Raw genomic sequence first — 17,678 nt, 5'->3', positions numbered from 1 at the left:
AGCCACCGCGCGAGCCGCTACAATGCCGCCTTCGCTCGAACCGAGAGTCTTTCCCATGCGCCGCATCGTCGGTCTTGCCTTCTCCTTTCTCGCCTTCGCCGCGATCGCCGCGGAAACCCCCACGCTCGAAGAGCGCATGTCCAGGGACGAATTCCATGCGGCCGGCCTCGACAAGCTCAGCCCCGCCGAGCTGAAGTCGCTGAACAACTGGCTTGGCGGCCATGCGATCGTCAAGACCATCACCAAGATCGAAACGCCAGCCGGCAAGCCGGTGTTCGAGACCGACCAGGGCGAGCGCAAGATCGTCGAGACACGCATCAGCGGCGGCTTCTCCGGCTGGCGCGGCAAGACGACGTTCAAACTCGACAACGGCCAGGAATGGACCCAGGCCGAATCGGGCCAGTTCTCCAACGGCCGCTACGACAATCCGAAAGTGAAGATCAAGCCGATGTTGCTCGGCAGCTGGCTGATGTATGTCGAACCCTGTGGTTGCAGCGTGCGCGTGGAGCGCACGAAATGACGACGGCATGTCGCCGTCCTGTGCGGCACCGTGACATGCGATGACACGGGAACCGTTTTCCAGCGCGTTTGGACCCCGACCAATGCAAAATCGGACTCGCGTGTTTTTGCCGGCCATCGCTCTCATCGTCGGCCTACTGCCTTCATCCCGCGCCGCGGAGACGCCGACTTTGCAGGAGCGCATGTCGAAGGAGGAGTTCCACGCCGCCGAGCTGGACAAGCTCAGCCCTGCCGCGCTCCGACGGCTCGACGACTGGCTTGCCGCGCATCCGCTGACGGTGACCCGGCTGGTCACGCCATCGAACAAGCCCGTCTTCTACGCCGACGGCGCGCCGCGAGAGCGCATCGAAACCCGCATCGACGGCGTATTCACCGGCTGGACCGGCAAGACCGTGTTCAAGCTGCAGAACGGCCAGGAATGGACGCAAGCCGAATCCAGCCGCTGCGCGGGCGGCAAGCTGCACAACCCCAAGGTCAAACTCGAACCGGCCATGGGCAATAGTTGGCTGCTGTTCGTCAGTGGCAACGATTGCGACGCATTGCACGTGGAGCGCAGCAAATAGCCCGCAGGTAGGTCGGGGTGGGCGCAAGCGAACGCCAGCCTACAAATCCTCGATCAGCTTGTTGAGCCGTTTCGGCGACACCGGCTCGGCGGTCTTCAGCTCCTGCGCGAACAGCGATACGCGCAGTTCCTCGATCAGCCAGCGCAATTCGTCCAGCCTTGCCGGATCGGCATCGCCGCTCGCGCGGCGCTTGAGGTATTCGCGCCAGTAGCCGCGCACGGTGAGCATGCGCGCCTGGTCGCGCGTCGCGTCCTGGCGCAGGCGTTCGCCACGCAGGCGCATCGCCTTGAGGTAGCGTGGAAAATGTCGCAAACGGGATTTGTGTACTTTTTGCACGAACCCGGGAAAGACGAGTTCGGCGAGTTGTTCGCGCAGGTCGTCGTAGTTGGCCTTGGCGTAGCCGATCAGCGGCGGTTCCAGCCACGGCGTGAACTCGGCGTAGGCGCCGAGTATGTCCTCGACCAGCTCGAGCCATTCGACCGCGGCCGCGAACAGCTTGCCGCCGATGTCGGCTTCGAGATGGCGGAACGCGGTGCGCTGGCGCAGATCGAGGTCGCCCGCATCGAGAAGTTCGGTGAGCGCGGCTTCGACGATGTCCTCGCGCAGTTCGTCGACGCTGGCGATACCGGCGTACTTCAACGCCAGCCGGCGCTCGATCGGCAGTTGTCGTCGCGCCTGCTTGATTTTTTCCTGCAGGGCGCGCCGCAGCAGGCGGCGCACGCCGAGCGCATGCGCTTCGCGCGCCTCGCCGGCACGCTCGAACACGCGCAAGGCGACGCTGTCGCCAAGGTCGACCAGCGCCGGCCAGGCGACGAGATCGGCGGCGCTGACGATGCGTTCGGGAATGTCCTCGAAATCGAACTCGGCGACTTGCTCGCGCGCCAACTCCACGTCGGCACGGCGCGAAAACGCCGCATTCGCCGCACCGCCCCAGGCCTCGCGTATGGCTTCGATGTCGCGCCCTTCGGCCAGTGTCCCGCCGTGTTCGTCGTAGACGCGAAAGCGCATCGAGAAATGCGGCGGCAATTCGATGCCGGCGAAGTCAGCCGCGGCGATGTCGACGCCGGTGACGCGCCTGAGATAAGCCGCGAGCGTGTCGAGCAACGAATCGTCGCGCGACCGTTCGGCCTCGGCGAATGCACGCGCGAAGTCCGGCGCGGGCACAAAATTGCGTCGCAGCGCCTTCGGCAGCCCGCGGATCAGCTCGGCCACCTTCTCCGGCAGCAGGCCCGGAACCAGCCATTCGGCGCGCTTCGCCGGCACCGCGTTGACGAACGCCAGCGGCACCTGCAGGGTTACGCCATCGCCCGCGTCGCCCGGCACGAACCGATAGTCAAGCTTGAGCTTGTGCCCGGCGCAGTCCAGGTGCATCGGGAAATCGCTCGCGCGCAGGCCCGGCTGGTTCGACAAAACATCGTCCAGCGACCAGCGCAGCGCCGCCTGTTCGGCTGGAGAAGCGCGCCGATACCAGGCATCGAACGCGGCTGTGGTGCTGATGTCGGCCGGCAGCTTGCCGCGCAGGAAGGCGACGAGTTCGTCCTCGTCGCGCACGAGGCCGCTGCGCCGCTGCTTGGCCTCGATCTCGTGCGCCTGCTCGAGCACGCGCGCGTTGGCGCGCACGCAGTCGGCGCGAGCGTCGATGTCGCAGCGCGCCAGAGCTTCGCGCAGGAACACCTCGTGCGCTTCGCCCGGATTCTGCGTACCGAACTGCACCGTGCGCTTTTCGGCCAGGGTCAGACCGAACAAGGTCACCTGCTCGAACGCGAGCACGGCGCCGCGCTTGCGCGACCAGTGCGGTTCACGCCAGCTGCGCTTGACCAGATGCGCGGCCTGCTGCTCGATCCACTCGGGCGCGACCTCGGCGTTGAGCATCGCGTAGACCTTCTGCAAATCGAGAATCTGCCCGGACAGCAACCAGCGCGGCGGCTTCTTCGCCAGCGCCGAGCCGGGGAAGACCTGGTAGCGCCGCTCGCGCGTGCCGCGATACTGGTTTCTCTCGTCCTTGAGCGCGACCTGCGTCGGCCAGCCACTGAGCAGGCAGCGGTGGATCGCTTCGTAACGAGGCGCGGTGACGCCCTCTGCCTCAACGGCTCCACCGTCGGGGGAAAGGGTTGGGCGAGGGGGTTGCCCTTGCTTCTTCTGCGGCACTGAAGAGCGCCCCCTCACCCCGGCCCTGTCCCCCGACTGCGTCGGAGGAGAGGGAGAAGTGGCGTCTTCGAGCAGCAACAACTGCCGATGCAGCTCACGCCACTCGCGCATGCGCAGGTACGACAGGAAACGCGCGCCGCACCAGTCGCGCAGCTTCGACTGGGTCAGGTCCTCGTGCGCAAGCGCATGCGCCTGCCAGAGATTGAGCACGCCGACGAAATCGGACTTCGCATCGACGAACTGCGCGTGCGCGGCGTCGGCGGCCTGGCGCGCATCGGGCGGGCGCTCGCGCGGGTCCTGGATCGACAGGAACGCGACCAGGATCAGCAGTTCGCGCGACACGCCGAGCCGCTGCGCTTCGACGAGCATGCGCGCCAGTGCGACGTCGGTCGGCAGCGTGCTCATGCGCCGTCCGATATCGGTAAGCTCGTATTGAGAAGTGCGGCCATGGATAGCCGCTTTTTGATCGTCCGCGGTCATGCAGACCGCACCCAATTCCAGCAGACGCCGCCAGCCGTCGCCGATCGCACGCGGGTTCGGCGCCTCGACGAACGGGAAATGCTCCACCTCGCCGAGCTTCAGGCACAGCATGCGCAGGATCACGCCGGCCAGCGAGGAGCGCAGGATCTCCGGATCGGAATATTTCGGCCGCGATTGAAAATCTTCCTCGCCATACAAACGCAGGCACACGCCCGGGCCGATGCGTCCGCAGCGGCCTTTGCGCTGCTCGGCCGCGGCCTGCGAAATGGGTTCGATGTGCAGGCGCTCGAGCTGGTTGCGCGGCGAATAGCGCTTGACCCGCGCCGTGCCCGTGTCGATCACGTAGCGGATGCGCGGCACGGTCAGCGAGGTTTCGGCGACGTTGGTCGCGAGCACGATGCGTCGTGCAGCACCGGGTTTGAACACGCGGTCCTGCTCGGCCGCCGACAGGCGCGCGTACAGGGCGAGCACCTCGGTCGCGCGGAAGTTGCGCCGCGTCAACGCCAGATGCGTGTCGCGGATCTCGCGTTCGCCCGATAGAAAGATCAGCGCATCGCCGCGCGGGTCTTCGCGCGTGATCTCCTCGACCGCAGCGACGATCTGTTCGACCTGCGTCGGAATGTTGCGCTCGGCAGCGGACGCCGCTCGCTCGCGACCCGCGCCTGCGGAGTCGGCGACAGGGGGACGCCAGCGCACTTCCACCGGATAGCTGCGCCCCTCGACTTCAACCACGGGCGCGTTGCCGAAGTGCGCGGCGAAGCGCGCGGTGTCGATCGTCGCTGAGGTGACGATCAACTTGAGGTCGCGCCGACGCGCGAGCAGGCGCTTAAGATAGCCGAGCAGAAAGTCGATGTTCAGGCTGCGCTCGTGCGCCTCGTCGATGATGATCGTGTCGTAGGCGTTGAGCCACGGATCGCCCTGCGTCTCCGCCAGCAGGATGCCGTCGGTCATGAACTTGATCAGCGTGCGTTCGCTGGCCCGATCGGCGAAACGCACCTGGTAGCCGACGAGTCCGCCAAGCTCGCTGCCGAGCTCGTCCGCTACACGACGCGCCACGCTGCGCGCGGCGACGCGGCGAGGCTGGGTGCAGCCGATCAAGCCGGCACGGCCGCGCCCCGCGGCAAGGCAAAGCTTGGGCAACTGCGTACTCTTGCCCGAGCCGGTTTCGCCGGCCAGCACCACGACCTGGTGCTTGCGGATCAGATCGACGATCTCCGCGGTGCGTGCCGCGATCGGCAGCGACTCGTCGACGCGGATCTCGGGCACGCTGGCCGCACGTGCCATGTAGCGCGCGCGCGCCTCGACCACGCGCGGGCGCAGACGCGCGAGCGCGGCCTCGTCGGGCGCACGCGAAGCGAGGCGGTCGATCTCGCGCGACAGCGCACGACGATCGCGCAGCATCGTTTCGACGAGTTCGCCACGCAATGCGGCAAGCGGGGATTCGGAGGGAATGCGGGGTTTCACGCAGCAACCGGTATTGCGACCCGTGATAGACAGGGCCTATCGCACGGATCACAACAATCAACTTCAATATGCGGTGGGCCGATATTATAGTGTTCCCGTCCCAGCAAATGGAGTCATCCCGTGGCCAAGCACAAGCACAACCCGACCCGCATCGACGTCGCGCCAAAGCTGCGCGAGAAGATGATCGCCCTGCTCAACGCACAACTCGCCGACTCGCTCGACCTGTACACCCAGGTCAAGCAGGCGCACTGGAACGTGAAAGGCCCCTACTTCATCGCGCTGCACGAATTGTTCGACGATCTCGCCGAACAGCTCGAAGCGCCCGTCGACGACCTTGCCGAACGCGTCACCGCCCTCGGCGGCGTGGCGATGGGCACCGCGCGCATCGCGGCCAAAACCTCGCGCCTCGCCGAACTGCCGCACGACAGCTACGACGGCATGAAGATGGTGGCGCTGCTCGCCGACCGCTATGCCCAGCTCGCCAAGTCGACGCGCGCGGCGATCGACACCGCCGACGACGCCGGCGACGCCGACACCGCCGACCTGTTCACCGGCATCTCGCGCGGGCTCGACAAGTCGCTGTGGTTCCTCGAGGCACATTTGCAATAACCAGCGTCGCAGGCGGCGGGGCCCGAGGAAAAGCGAGAAATCGTTCTTTGCTTATGCCTTTTCTTCGGGGCCCGCGCGCCCTTTCCGGCCCTTCGCATTGCTTCCGGCGTCAGGGGTTTGCCGCATAATAGGCGGATGCCCAGCCTGACCCATTTGCAGCGCCTCGAAGCCGAAAGCATCGACATCCTGCGCGAAGCCGTCGCCGAGTCCGAGCGGCCGGTGATGCTGTATTCGATCGGCAAGGATTCGTCGGTGATGCTGCATCTCGCACGCAAGGCGTTCTACCCGAGCCGCCCGCCGTTTCCACTGCTCCACGTCGACACGACCTGGAAGTTCCGCGACATGTACGCGATGCGCGAGCGCGCCGCGCGCGAGTCGGGCATGGAACTGATCGTCTACAAGAACCCCGAAGCCGAACGCCTCGGCATCAACCCGTTCACCCACGGCTCGGCCGGGCACACCGACATGTGGAAGACGCAAGGCCTCAAGCAGGCGCTCGATCTGCACCGCTTCGACCTCGCCTTCGGCGGCGCGCGCCGCGACGAGGAGAAGTCGCGCGCCAAGGAGCGCGTATTCTCGTTCCGCTCCGCGCAGCACCAGTGGGACCCGAAGAACCAGCGCCCGGAACTCTGGCGTCTGTACAACACGCGCAAAAATCAGGGCGAGTCGATCCGCGTATTTCCGCTGTCGAACTGGACCGAGCTGGACATCTGGCAATACATCCATCTCGAACACATCCCGATCGTGCCGCTCTATCTCGCCGCCGAACGGCCCGTGGTCGAGCGCGACGGCATGCTGATCATGGTCGACGATGCGCGCTTTCCGCTGCGTGCCGGCGAGGTGCCGATGAACAAGCACGTGCGTTTCCGCACGCTCGGCTGCTATCCGCTCTCGGGCGCGATCGAATCCACGGCCGACACTCTGCCGGCAATCATCCGCGAGATGCTGCTGGCGACGACCACCGAACGCCAGGGGCGCCTGATCGATCACGATGCGAGCGCGTCGATGGAGAAGAAAAAGGCGGAAGGATACTTCTGATGAACACCGCCATCCAAACCGTCGATCGTGCATTGATCGAAACCGACATCGAGCAGTACCTGCGCATGCACGAGAACAAATCGCTGCTGCGCTTCATCACCTGCGGCAGCGTCGACGACGGCAAGAGCACGCTGATCGGACGCATGCTGTACGAAGCCAAGGCGCTGCTCGACGATCAGCTCTCCGCGCTCGACGCCGACTCGAAGAAACATGGCACGCAGGGCGACGATCTCGATTTCGCCCTGCTCGTCGACGGGCTTTCCGCGGAACGCGAGCAAGGCATCACGATCGACGTCGCCTACCGCTTTTTCAGCACCGACAAGCGCAAATTCATCGTTGCCGACACGCCAGGTCACGAGCAGTACACGCGCAACATGGTCACCGGCGCATCGACTGCCGACGTAGCCGTGATCCTGGTCGACGCGCGCAAGGGCGTGCTCACGCAGACGCGGCGGCACAGCTATCTGGTTTCGCTGGTCGGCATCAGGCAGGTCGTGCTCGCGGTCAACAAGCTCGACCTGGTCGGCTATTCCGAGCAGGTCTTCGACGAGATCGATCGCGAATACCGCGCCTTCATCGAGCGCCTCGACGGCAGCATCAAGCACGTCACCAGCATTCCGCTCGCGGCGCTGCGCGGCGACAATATCGCCGAAGCCAGTGCGAACACGCCGTGGTACAGAGGTCCCCATCTTCTCGAATTTCTGGAAAATGTGGAAATTGCCGCATCGTCCACAAATTCACCTTTGCGCATGCCGGTGCAGTGGGTCAACCGCCCGAGCCTCGACTTTCGCGGCTTCTCCGGGCGCATTCTCGGTGGCTCGGTCAAGCCGGGGGACGAGGTGCGCGTGCTGCCCTCGGGCAAAACCTCGACGGTTGCGCGCATCGTCAGCCTGGCCGGCGACGCGGCCGTAGCGCTCGACGGCGAATCGGTCACGCTGACCCTGACCGACGAAATCGACATCAGCCGCGGCGACGTGATCTGCTCGGCGCGGGATCCCGCCGGTCTAGCCGACCAGTTCGAGGCGACCATCGTCTGGCTCGACGAAACGCCGATGCTGCCGGGCCGCTCCTACCTCGTGAAGATGGGTGCGGCCACGCTCGGCGGCGCCCTGTCGAAGCCGAAATACGTGGTCGAGGTGAACACGCTCGACCACCTCGTCGCGAAGACGCTCGATGTCAACGAAGTCGGCGTATGCACGCTGACCCTGGACCGCGCAGTCGCGTTCGATGCCTACGCGGACAACCGCGACATGGGTAGCTTCATCGTCATCGACCGGTTGACCAATCACACGATCGCCGCCGGCACGCTGCACTTCGCCCTGCGCCGCTCGCAGAACATCCACTGGCAGGCGCTCGAAATCGACAAGACGGCCCGCGCGCGCCTCAATGGGCACAAGCCCTGCGTGCTCTGGTTCACCGGCCTGTCCGGCAGCGGCAAATCGACGATCGCCAACCTCGTCGAGCGCAAGCTGCACGCGCTCGGCGTGCGCACCTACCTGCTCGACGGCGACAACGTGCGCCACGGCCTGAACAAGGACCTCGGCTTCACCGCCGCCGACCGTATCGAGAACATCCGTCGTATCGGCGAGGTGGCGCGGCTCATGGTCGATTCGGGTCTGGTCGTGCTGACTGCGTTCATTTCGCCATTCCGCTCCGAGCGCAAGCTGGCGCGCGAGATGGTGCAGGCCGGCGAGTTCATCGAGATCTTCGTCGACACGCCACTCGCCGTCGTCGAGCAGCGCGACCCGAAGGGACTGTACAAGAAGGCGCGCCGCGGCGAGCTGAAGAACTTCACCGGCATCGACTCGCCATACGAAGCACCGGAAACGCCGGAGCTGCACATCGAGACCGAACAGCTCGACGCCGATGCCGCCGCCGAGCGCATTGTCGCCGAATTGCGCGCGCGTGGCGTGCTCGGCCTGCACGCCTGACGCCGCGTGCGTCAGGGTGCGCCGGCAGGCAACGGGATCGGCTTGCCCGCCCCGGGATACGCACGGTCGAAATCCAGTCCGAAAGCCTGCGCGATCGTCGCCGCGATCTGGTGCTGGTACAGCGTCGGCCCGCCTTCGAGCTCGCCGCGCCGCACGTCGCCGGGCGCGGCCACCGCGAGCCAGATGTTCCTGGCCGACGTCAATTCCTCGTTGTGCGTATCCCAATACTCGGCCATATTGCCGCGACCGTGGTCGGTGGTGACGATCAGCACCGTGTTGTCGCGATACGACGACATCGCCTGTAACTGCGTCCACAACGCGGCCAGGAAACGGTCAGCGCGGTGCAGCGATTCCAGCATCAATTCATACTTCTTGTCGTGCGCATAGTCGTCGGTATCACCGAGGCCGATGTAGAGCAGGCGCGGATGCTCGCGGCGAAGATAGTCGAGCGCGAAGCGCTGGGTCGGATAGTCGAAACGTTCATCCGGCCAGGCAACCATCTCGGCTTGCGCCGTGCTCAATTCCCGCAGCGCCGCGTCGTTGCTCGCATAAGGTGCGAATCCCGCGTTCACGACAATCGCATCCGGCTCGTGCTCGACGATGTCGTTGAACCTGTCCCAACTGGCGAACACCGCCACCGCCGACTTGGGCAGGCGCAGTTCGCGACGCACGAATTCGAGCACGGTCGGCACCGGAACACGTTGCTTCGTGTTGTCGACGATGACCCCGTCGTGCGCGCGGCCGGTGAGGATTTCCGCGTAACCCGGATACGAGGTGTGGAAGCGGTTGCTCGATTCGACATGACTCGCCTTCGCCGGGTCGCCGGCGATCCAGGCATGCTGCGTCAGCAACGTGCCCCAGAGGAACGGCATGATCTTCGCGCGGCGTTCTTCGGTGGTCGGCGCCCAGTAGCGTCGATACAACGACGTGCCTTCGACCGGCGCGCCGCGCGCGAGGAACTTCATCACCGCCGGGTCGGCACCGCCGAACATCTCCTGCCAGCGCACACCGTCGAGCGTGACGAGGACGACGTTGCGCGACTTCGCCGCGGGCGCGAACGCATGCCCTTGCGGGAAACACAGCAGCAGACACGACAATGCGGACAGAATACGCAGCATGCGCTTTCCCGATGACTCGTGGCAGCGGCGAGGATACCGAATTTCCGGGTCCGTAACCGCGACGTCATCATCGCGCACTAGCGCGCCGGCCTGGTCTCCACGCCGAGCCGCCTGCCGATGTCCAAGCCCAGCCTGATCGACAAACTGGACCACGCGCTGTTCAATGCGATCTACTCACGCAGCCTGGTCTGCAACACCTGCCGGGAAGACCCGGCGATCGACCGCAGGGCGCTCGCGCTCGGACCAGAAGCAGATTTTCACGGTCGACGCGAATTCTCGCCAGATCGCGCTGCTGAGCTGAAGATCGCCGATCCATGCGCTGGCCTGCAACGACTACTTCGCGATCTTCGGCGAGGGCCATCAGCCGGACTTCGGCAATCTCTACCGGCAGAAGCTGCGTGCGCAACTTTCACCGTTCGCGCGGACCTGGCGGGACACGCATCGTGAGCCGACCGGCCACCCTGCGCTACGACGTCGCCGTGCTGCACCAGATGCTGCGCGGTGTACCGAAGCCGTCTTTGCATGCGCGTAACCTGGAAGGTTTCCATGGCGCGCAGGCACGGGACCGCGGCCGCTTTCGCGAGCGCCTGCTGCGCGGGCGCGAGGAATTGATCCGGCGCTTGCGCGCGCGACTGCCGGCGCAGGCGCGCATCGTCGAACTCGGCGGCGGCACCGGCCGCAACCTCGAATTCTTCGGCGACCGTTTGGGCGACGTCGCAAGCTTCGACCTCGTCGACCTCTGCCCCGCCCGCTCGCATGCGCACGCGAACGTCTCGCGCGCCATCCGCTGGTGCGCATGGTCGAAGCCGACGCGACGGCCTGGCGGCCCGATGCGCCGGTCGATTGCGTCTACTCTTCCTATGCGCTGACGATGACCCCCGACTGGCGCGCGGCGCTGGCCAACGCACTCTCCACGCTCAAGCCAGGAGGCTTGCTGGGCGTAGTGGATTTCTATACTTCCGCAGCGCAACCAGCAGCCGGACTCGTGCGCCACGGTACCTTCACGCGGGATTTCTGGCCGCGCTGGTTCGCTCACGACGGCGTGAACCTCGATCCCGCGCATCTCGCCACGCTGTCCGAGTCCCTGCCGGCGCACGAGCTCGCCGAGCGTCGCACCACGGTGCCGTACCTGCCGCGGATTCGCGTGCCGTACTACGTGCTGGTTGGGCAGCGTCGCCTCGCGGAGTAGCGCGGTTCCTCGGCGAGTCCGGAACTTCCGGCGCGGCAATCGCCGGGCGTCGGGGTCGCCATGACATCCGGCAGTCCACACCGCGGCAAGCGCTGCCGGCCACTTCAAACCTGCGCCGGATCGGTTCATAGTGTGCGCCCCTGCCAATACGAGCATGCGCCACGTGAACGCGTCGGTCATCGCAAACCCCATCGCGGCCCAGGGCAAGCCCTCGTTCTGGCCGCTGCAGATCGCGGGCTGGGCGACCTACTTCATCCTCAACGCCACGGCGGTGATCGGGGAAGGCAGCGAACTGCGTTACCTGGTCGTCTCGCTGACCGTAACCCTCTCCGGCTTCGCCATCACGAGCCTGTTGCGATTGGGCTACCGGCAATTGTGGGCGTTGCCGCTGCCGCGCATGGCGGGCTTCGCGGCGGCGCTGCTGCTGACTGCCACGCTGGTGCAGGCAGGCGTCTACCTCGGCGCGAAGTTCGCCTTCCATTTCTGCGACGACTGCATGTCGCACAACCTGCTCAGCTACCTGTGGTACTTCCTGTCGATGTTCTACCTGCTCCTGTCCTGGAGCGGACTCTACTTCGGCATCAAGTTCGCGCAGCAATCGCAGCTGCAGAAGGAAGCCGCGCTGCGCGCGCAGAACGCCGCGCATGCGGCACAGCTGAAGATGCTGCGCTACCAGCTCAACCCGCATTTCCTGTTCAACACGCTCAACGCGATTTCCACGTTGGTGCTCGACGACAAGCGCGACACCGCTTATCGCATGGTCGGCAGTCTGTCCGCATTCCTGCGCCACTCGCTCGACTCCGACCCCGAGCAGCGCGTCAGCCTCGCCGAGGAAGTCGACGCGCTCAGGCTCTATCTCGGCATCGAGCAGCTGCGCTTCGGCGACCGCCTCAAGGTGGAGATGGACATCGAACCGGCCGCGCGCATGGCACTCGTGCCGAGCCTGATCCTGCAACCCTTGATCGAAAATGCGATCAAGTACGCGGTGTCGAAGCGCGAAGAAGGCGGTTGCGTCGCGCTGGTGGCGCGCCGCGACGCGAACCTGGCGCACGACGCCTGGCTCGACCTGCACCTGCGCGACGACGGTCCGGGTTTCGACGAGGCCGACATCGCGCCAAACGGCCATGCGCGCGTCGGCATCGCCAACACGCGCGAGCGCCTGCGCGTGCTCTACGGAGAACGCCAGCATTTCCACATCGGCAACCGTGAACCGCACGGCGTCGACGTGCACATCCGCCTGCCGTTCGAAACCGCGCGCGGAACGTGAGATGGCGACGATACGTGCCCTCATCGTCGACGACGAACCGCTGGCGCGACGCGGCCTCGAGCTGCGCCTGCGCCGTCACGCCGACATCGAGATCGTCGGTGAGGCCGGCAACGGCCGCCAGGCCTTCCACGCGATTTCCACATTGCGCCCGCAACTGATGTTCCTCGACGTGCAGATGCCCGGCATCGACGGTTTCGAGCTGCTGCGCGCGCTGCCGGCAACGCAGATCCCGTTGACTGTCTTCGTCACCGCCTACGACCAGTACGCACTGGCTGCGTTTGCCGCAAGCGCGCTCGACTACCTGCTCAAGCCGGTCGACGATGTGCGCCTCGACGAGGCGATCGCCCGTGCCCGTGCGCGCCTCGGCGCGCGCAAGACCGAAGACCACTACGAGCGCCTGCTCAAACTGATCGCGACGCTGCCCGAAGCGGCGAAGTCGAAGCTCGACGCGCATCTCGCCGACGACACGGACCTGCCTGCGGCCGCGAAACTCACGGTCAAGGACGGCCACCGCCTGCTGCGCATCGATATCGAGACGATCCGCTGGATCGACGCTGCCGGCGACTACATGTGCATCCACGCCGGAGCCGACACGCACGTGTTGCGCGGCACGATGCTTGATCTGGAACGCCGCCTCGATCCGCGCCGCTTCGCGCGCGTGCATCGCTCCAGCATCGTGAACCTCTCGCGCGTCAAGGAGATGCGCCCGCACGTGAACGGCGAGTATTTCCTCGTGCTCGACTCAGGGCACGAGTTGAAGCTGTCGCGCAGCTATCGTGACAAGGTGAAGTTGCTCACCTGACGGGTTCTTTTTTTGCTCGTCATTCCCGCCTACGCAGGAACGACAGGCGAGAGCCGCCGTCGCCAAACGCTTCGTCGCACCGTGCCAACGCTTCGTCGCAGACGATGCAACCTTCATGACCAATGCCACATCTCATTGCCCGAGCCGCGCGCCATGCTAGCCGCGGACAAAGAAGGGAGCGGCCCATGAAGATCATCGAAGCCTCGCTGAAGAACCCGGTCGCGGTCGGCATGGCGGTGCTGCTGGTCGCCCTGCTTGGCCTGCTCAGCCTGCGCGAACTGCCGCTGCAGCTGTTTCCCGACATCGACCGGCCGCAGATCTCGATCCAGACCAACTGGCGCGCGGCCTCACCCGAGGAAGTCGAAGCGGAATTGCTCGAGCCACAGGAACAAGTGTTGCAGGGCCTGCCGGGGCTTGAAGAACTCGACGGCAACGCCGGCGCTGGCGGCAGCAACATCAACCTGACCTTCGCGATCGGCAGCGACATGAAGAACGCGCTGGTCGAGGTGATCGGGCGGATCAACCGCGTGCGCTCGATCCCGAAGGACGCCGACCGGCCCGTGGTGCAGATGGGCGGCAACAACGGCGGCGCCAATACCACGCTGAGCTGGTTTTTCGTGCAACTGCTGCCCGGCACGCCGGGGCCGATGGACAAGTATCGCCAGTTCATCGAGAACACGGTCAAGCCGCGCATCGAAGCGGTGCCGGGCGTTGCCCAGGTGATCGTCAACGCGGGGCCGCCCGACGAGGTGCGCATCACCGTCGACATGGCCAAGGCGGCCAGCCTCGGCGTGTCGATTCCCGATATCGCCGCGCGCGCCGCTGCCGCGGCGGACGTTTCCGGCGGCCAGGTCGACGTCGGCCGCCAGCAGTATCAGCTGCGCTACACCGGACGCTACAAGCCGGAGCAACTCGGCGCGCTCGTACTGTCTTCCAAGGCGGACAAGGTCGTGCATCTCGCCGACGTCGCCACGATCGAAGTGCGGCCGCCGCGGCGCCAGTTCTATGCCTACCAGAACGGCAACCCGGCGATCGGCCTGCAGGTCGACAAGGTCAACGGCGCGAACGTGCTGCAGACGCTGACTGCGGTGAAGAAGGTCGTCGCCGAACTGCGCGACGGCGTGCTCAAGGACAAGGGCCTCGGCATCGAGCAGTCGTTCGACTCCTCGCTGTTCATCAACCGCGCGGTGCACCTGCTCAGCGAGAACCTCATCGTCGGCGCGCTGCTCGCGCTGCTCTGCGTGTGGTGGTTCATGCGCGACATCCGCGCGACGATTCTGATCGCGGCGACCATTCCAATCTGCCTGCTCGCCACGTTCACCGTGCTGCATCTCACCGGTCACAGCCTCAACGTGATCTCGCTGGCCGGCCTCGCATTCGCGGTCGGCATGGTGGTCGAGGGCGCGATTGTCGTCTCCGGCAACATCCTGCGCCTGAAGGAAAGCGGGGTCACGCCGCACAAGGCTGCGCTAACCGGCACGCAACAAGTGGTCGGTGCGCTGATCGCCTCGACGATCACGACGATCGCGGTGTTCCTGCCGGTCGTGTTCCTGCGCGACGTCGAGGGCCAGATCTTCTCCGATCTCGCGCTGACGATTTCCATTGCGGTGGCGATCTCGGTCATCGTCGCGATCACCGCGCTGCCCGCGGCGGCGGGTTGGTTGAAAGCGAAGAAACTCAGATCAGGCTACGGCGACGGTTGGCCGTGGCTGACCGACAAGATCATGGCGTGGACCGATACGCGACCGAAGCAGATCGGCTGGGTGTTCGCCCTGCTCGTACTGCCGCTCGCGGCGACGTTCGCTTTCATGCCGCGCCTCGACTATCTACCGCCGGTCAAGCGCGCGGCGATCGACACGTTCTTCAGCTTCCCGCCGGGCATGCCACCCGAAGTGATCGACCGCGAGATCGTGCCGACGATTCTCGCGCGCATGAAGCCGTACATGGACGGCAGCAAGCAGCCGCAACTGAAAAACTGGTACGTGCTGCTGTGGCCGGGCGGCGGCACGATCGGCGCGCGCGTGGTGGATGAAGCCCGCATCGGCGACCTCGAACGCATCGTCCGCGACGAGATCACGGTCGGCTTCCCCGACACGCGCGCGTTCACCCAGGAGGGCGACCTGTTCGGCGGCTTCGGCGGCTCGGCACGCGCGGTGTCGATCCATCTGCAGGGCGAGGACGCGGCGAAGCTATACCAGGTCGCCGAGACCGGCCGCCAGTTGCTCGAAGCGAAATTCAAGGGCGCCAACGTGCAGGCGTTCCCGCCGACCGACGCTGCGCAGCTCGAACTGCGCGCCGCGCCGGACGACCGGCGCATCGCCGAAGCCGGCTGGGACCGCGCCACCCTCGGCGACATCGTGCGCACGCTCGGCGACGGCGCCTGGCTCGGCGAATACTTCGACGGCGAGCAACGCGTGCCGGTGATCCTGCGCGCGAGCGTCGGGCAAACGCCCGAGGAACTCGCGCAGACGCCGGTCGTCGCGCCGAACGGCAAGGTGATGACGGTCGGCGAAATGGTGCATCTGGAAACCGCGCTCGGCCCCTCGCAGATCCGCCGCCTCGACCACCGCCGCACGGTGACGTTGACCATGGATCCACCGGCAACGCTCGCGCTCGAAGACGCGCTGGCGACGATCGACAAGGACATACTGCCGACGCTGCGCAAGCAACTGCCGGACGGCACGATCCGCCTCGCCGGCAGCGCCGACCGCCTCGAACGCATCGTCGGCACGATCGGCAAGAACTTCCTCCTTGCCCTGTTCGTGCTCGGCCTGCTCATGGCGGCGATGTTCAAATCGCTGCGCCACGCCGTCATCGTCGTGCTCACCGTGCCACTCGCGCTGATCGGCGGCATGCTCGGCCTGCGCGTGCTCGGCCTGTTCGCGTTCCAGCCGCTCGATCTGTTGTCGATGATAGGCTTCATCATGATGGTTGGCGTCGTCGTCAACCACGCGATCCTGCTCGTCGACCTGACCCGCGAGGAGCAGGCCAACGGCGCCAACCTGTCGGATGCGATCCGCATGTCGCTCAACCAGCGCCTGCGCGCGATCCTCGCCAGCACGCTGACCGGCGCGCTCGGCGCGCTGCCGATGGCGGTCAACCCCGGCCCCGGCAGCGTGATCTATCGCGGCCTGGCCGCGGTCAACGTCGGCGGCGTCGTCATCAGTCTGATTTTCTCGCTGCTGCTGCTGCCGAGCCTGATGCGTCTGTTCTTCGCCGGCGAACGCAAGCGCGCCGCGCTTGCGCCGCCGCGCGGCGAACGGCCGCGCCTGGTCGATGCGGAAGCTGCGTGATGAATTCTCTTAACGCAGATAAAAGCGGATAGACGCGGATATGAGCTGATCTTCTTGTGTATTCATTTATCTCCATCCGCATTTATCGGCTTTTATCCGCTGTTATCTGCCTTAAAAGAGGCTCTTGCTTTGGGTGATGCCATGAACCGGAAAATTGCGATTATTTCTCTTTTTATACTTTGCAGCATCGCGCATGCGCAGACGGCGAGCACGCCGCCCGCGATCGTCGAGGTCGGCCAAGCCACCGCATCGAAACTGGCACCGCTGCGCTGGGTACCCGGCAGCGTGGTCAGCCGCGACGATGCGAAGATCGCCAGCGCCGAAGCCGGGCGGCTCGACTTCGTCGCCGAGGTCGGCACGCGGGTGAAGGCCGGAGAACGCCTGGCCAAGCTCGACGATCAGGCCCTGCGCCTGCGCCGCGAGGAACTGCTCGCCGAGCTGCGCCGCACCGAGGCCAAACAGGCACTGTCGAAAACCCAGCTCGATCGTTTCAGCAAGCTTGAAACCGGCAACCTGATCGCGCGCTCGCAACTCGACGAGGCGCGGGCGACGTTGGAAACCGACGGCCAGACCGCCGCGCGTGCCCGCGCGCAACTGCGCCAGGTCGAATACGACATCGCCCAGGCCGATGTGCGCGCGCCGTTCTCGGGCATCGTCACCGAGCGCTTCGCGCAGCGCGGTGAATATCTGCAAGTCGGCGCGAACATCGTCCATTTCGTCGACACCGAGCACATCGAGGCGCGCGTGCAGGCACCGCTCGCGCTGGCCGACAAAATCCGCCCCGGCATGCAGGTCGGCATGCGCAAGGGCGGGGTCGAGCAGGCCGCGATCGTGCGTGCGGTCGTGCCGGTCGGCGACGAGCGCGCGCGCCAGTTCGAATTGCGCGTCGGCGTCGACCCCACGTTCGCCCTGGTCGGCAGCGCGATCGAAGTCGCCCTGCCGGAAACCGCCGAAGCCGCGAGCGCGGCGCTTGCCGTGCCGCGCGACGCGCTCGTGCGCCGCACCGACCGTACCTACGTCATGCGCGTGTCGAGCGACAGCAAGGCCGAGCAGGTCGTCGTCACGCCGGGCACGAGCAGCGGCGAACTGGTCGAGGTGCGCGGCGCACTCAACGTCGGCGACCGCCTGGTCGTACGTGGTGCCGAGCGCCTGAGCGCGGGCCAGACGGTCGCGGTGCGCGCGGGGAGCTGAGCGCACGCCACCCCGCCGCCATCGTCATCGACGGTACGCCGATCGTCGACAAGCACCAGCTCGACA

14 protein-coding genes are annotated in these 17,678 nt (G+C 66.0%); 12 read left to right on the top strand and 2 right to left on the bottom strand.

Annotated elements, in window-relative coordinates:
* Positions 1-55 precede the first annotated feature (55 nt).
* Both AC16HO_RS00625 and AC16HO_RS00620 read left to right on the top strand, forming a co-directional pair.
* Complete coding sequence (locus AC16HO_RS00625) at positions 56-520, top strand: hypothetical protein (RefSeq protein WP_395644237.1); 465 nt, start codon at positions 56-58, stop codon at positions 518-520.
* Positions 521-602: 82 nt separating this feature from the next.
* Positions 603-1,082, top strand: coding sequence for a hypothetical protein (locus tag AC16HO_RS00620; protein WP_395644238.1), 480 nt, complete (start codon positions 603-605; stop codon positions 1,080-1,082).
* Between the two features lie 39 nt (positions 1,083-1,121).
* On the opposite strand, the gene hrpA is transcribed toward AC16HO_RS00620, so the two are convergent.
* Complete coding sequence (hrpA, locus tag AC16HO_RS00615) at positions 1,122-5,174, bottom strand: ATP-dependent RNA helicase HrpA (RefSeq protein ID WP_395644239.1); 4,053 nt, start codon at positions 5,172-5,174, stop codon at positions 1,122-1,124.
* 120 nt (positions 5,175-5,294) lie between these two features.
* Here hrpA and dps point away from each other — a divergent pair, with 120 nt between their 5' ends.
* From dps to cysN, 3 genes are all read left to right on the top strand, one after another.
* Positions 5,295-5,783: a DNA starvation/stationary phase protection protein Dps gene (dps, locus tag AC16HO_RS00610; protein ID WP_395644240.1), complete on the top strand. Its 489-nt coding sequence runs from the start codon at positions 5,295-5,297 to the stop codon at positions 5,781-5,783.
* A gap of 135 nt (positions 5,784-5,918) precedes the next feature.
* Positions 5,919-6,821: a sulfate adenylyltransferase subunit CysD gene (cysD, locus tag AC16HO_RS00605; RefSeq protein WP_395644241.1), complete on the top strand. Its 903-nt coding sequence runs from the start codon at positions 5,919-5,921 to the stop codon at positions 6,819-6,821.
* Positions 6,821-8,752: a sulfate adenylyltransferase subunit CysN gene (gene cysN / locus AC16HO_RS00600; RefSeq protein ID WP_395644242.1), complete on the top strand. Its 1,932-nt coding sequence runs from the start codon at positions 6,821-6,823 to the stop codon at positions 8,750-8,752. The genes cysD and cysN overlap by 1 nt, the downstream gene beginning before the upstream one ends.
* An 11-nt stretch (positions 8,753-8,763) precedes the next feature.
* Here the strand turns inward: cysN and AC16HO_RS00595 are convergent, their stop codons facing one another.
* On the bottom strand, positions 8,764-9,870 hold the full coding sequence (locus tag AC16HO_RS00595) for an alkaline phosphatase family protein (protein WP_395644243.1): 1,107 nt from the start codon (positions 9,868-9,870) through the stop codon (positions 8,764-8,766).
* 117 nt (positions 9,871-9,987) lie between these two features.
* Between AC16HO_RS00595 and AC16HO_RS00590 the strand changes: the two genes are divergently transcribed.
* From AC16HO_RS00590 to AC16HO_RS00560, 7 genes are all read left to right on the top strand, one after another.
* A complete protein-coding gene (locus tag AC16HO_RS00590; RefSeq protein ID WP_395644244.1) occupies positions 9,988-10,317 on the top strand; it encodes a hypothetical protein in 330 nt (109 codons plus the stop codon).
* Positions 10,314-10,739, top strand: a complete 426-nt coding sequence (locus AC16HO_RS00585; RefSeq protein WP_395644245.1) for a class I SAM-dependent methyltransferase — start codon at positions 10,314-10,316, stop codon at positions 10,737-10,739. The genes AC16HO_RS00590 and AC16HO_RS00585 overlap by 4 nt, the downstream gene beginning before the upstream one ends.
* Positions 10,667-11,059 carry a class I SAM-dependent methyltransferase gene (locus AC16HO_RS00580; RefSeq protein ID WP_395644246.1) on the top strand — a complete coding sequence of 131 codons (393 nt, stop codon included), beginning with the start codon at positions 10,667-10,669 and terminating at the stop codon, positions 11,057-11,059. Before AC16HO_RS00585 ends, AC16HO_RS00580 begins: the two co-directional genes overlap by 73 nt.
* Positions 11,060-11,213: 154 nt before the next feature.
* Positions 11,214-12,326 carry a sensor histidine kinase gene (locus AC16HO_RS00575; RefSeq protein ID WP_484335252.1) on the top strand — a complete coding sequence of 371 codons (1,113 nt, stop codon included), beginning with the start codon at positions 11,214-11,216 and terminating at the stop codon, positions 12,324-12,326.
* A 1-nt stretch (position 12,327) separates the two neighbouring features.
* Complete coding sequence (locus AC16HO_RS00570) at positions 12,328-13,128, top strand: LytR/AlgR family response regulator transcription factor (RefSeq protein ID WP_395644248.1); 801 nt, start codon at positions 12,328-12,330, stop codon at positions 13,126-13,128.
* A gap of 185 nt (positions 13,129-13,313) precedes the next feature.
* Positions 13,314-16,421 carry an efflux RND transporter permease subunit gene (locus AC16HO_RS00565; RefSeq protein WP_395644249.1) on the top strand — a complete coding sequence of 1,036 codons (3,108 nt, stop codon included), beginning with the start codon at positions 13,314-13,316 and terminating at the stop codon, positions 16,419-16,421.
* A gap of 141 nt (positions 16,422-16,562) precedes the next feature.
* Positions 16,563-17,612, top strand: coding sequence for an efflux RND transporter periplasmic adaptor subunit (locus AC16HO_RS00560; protein WP_395644250.1), 1,050 nt, complete (start codon positions 16,563-16,565; stop codon positions 17,610-17,612).
* Positions 17,613-17,678: the final 66 nt, after the last annotated feature.

It is taken from the genome of Rudaea sp. (assembly GCF_057139185.1).
Note: the sequence above shows the minus strand (reverse complement) of the source record. Positions and strands in the feature narration are given on the sequence as shown.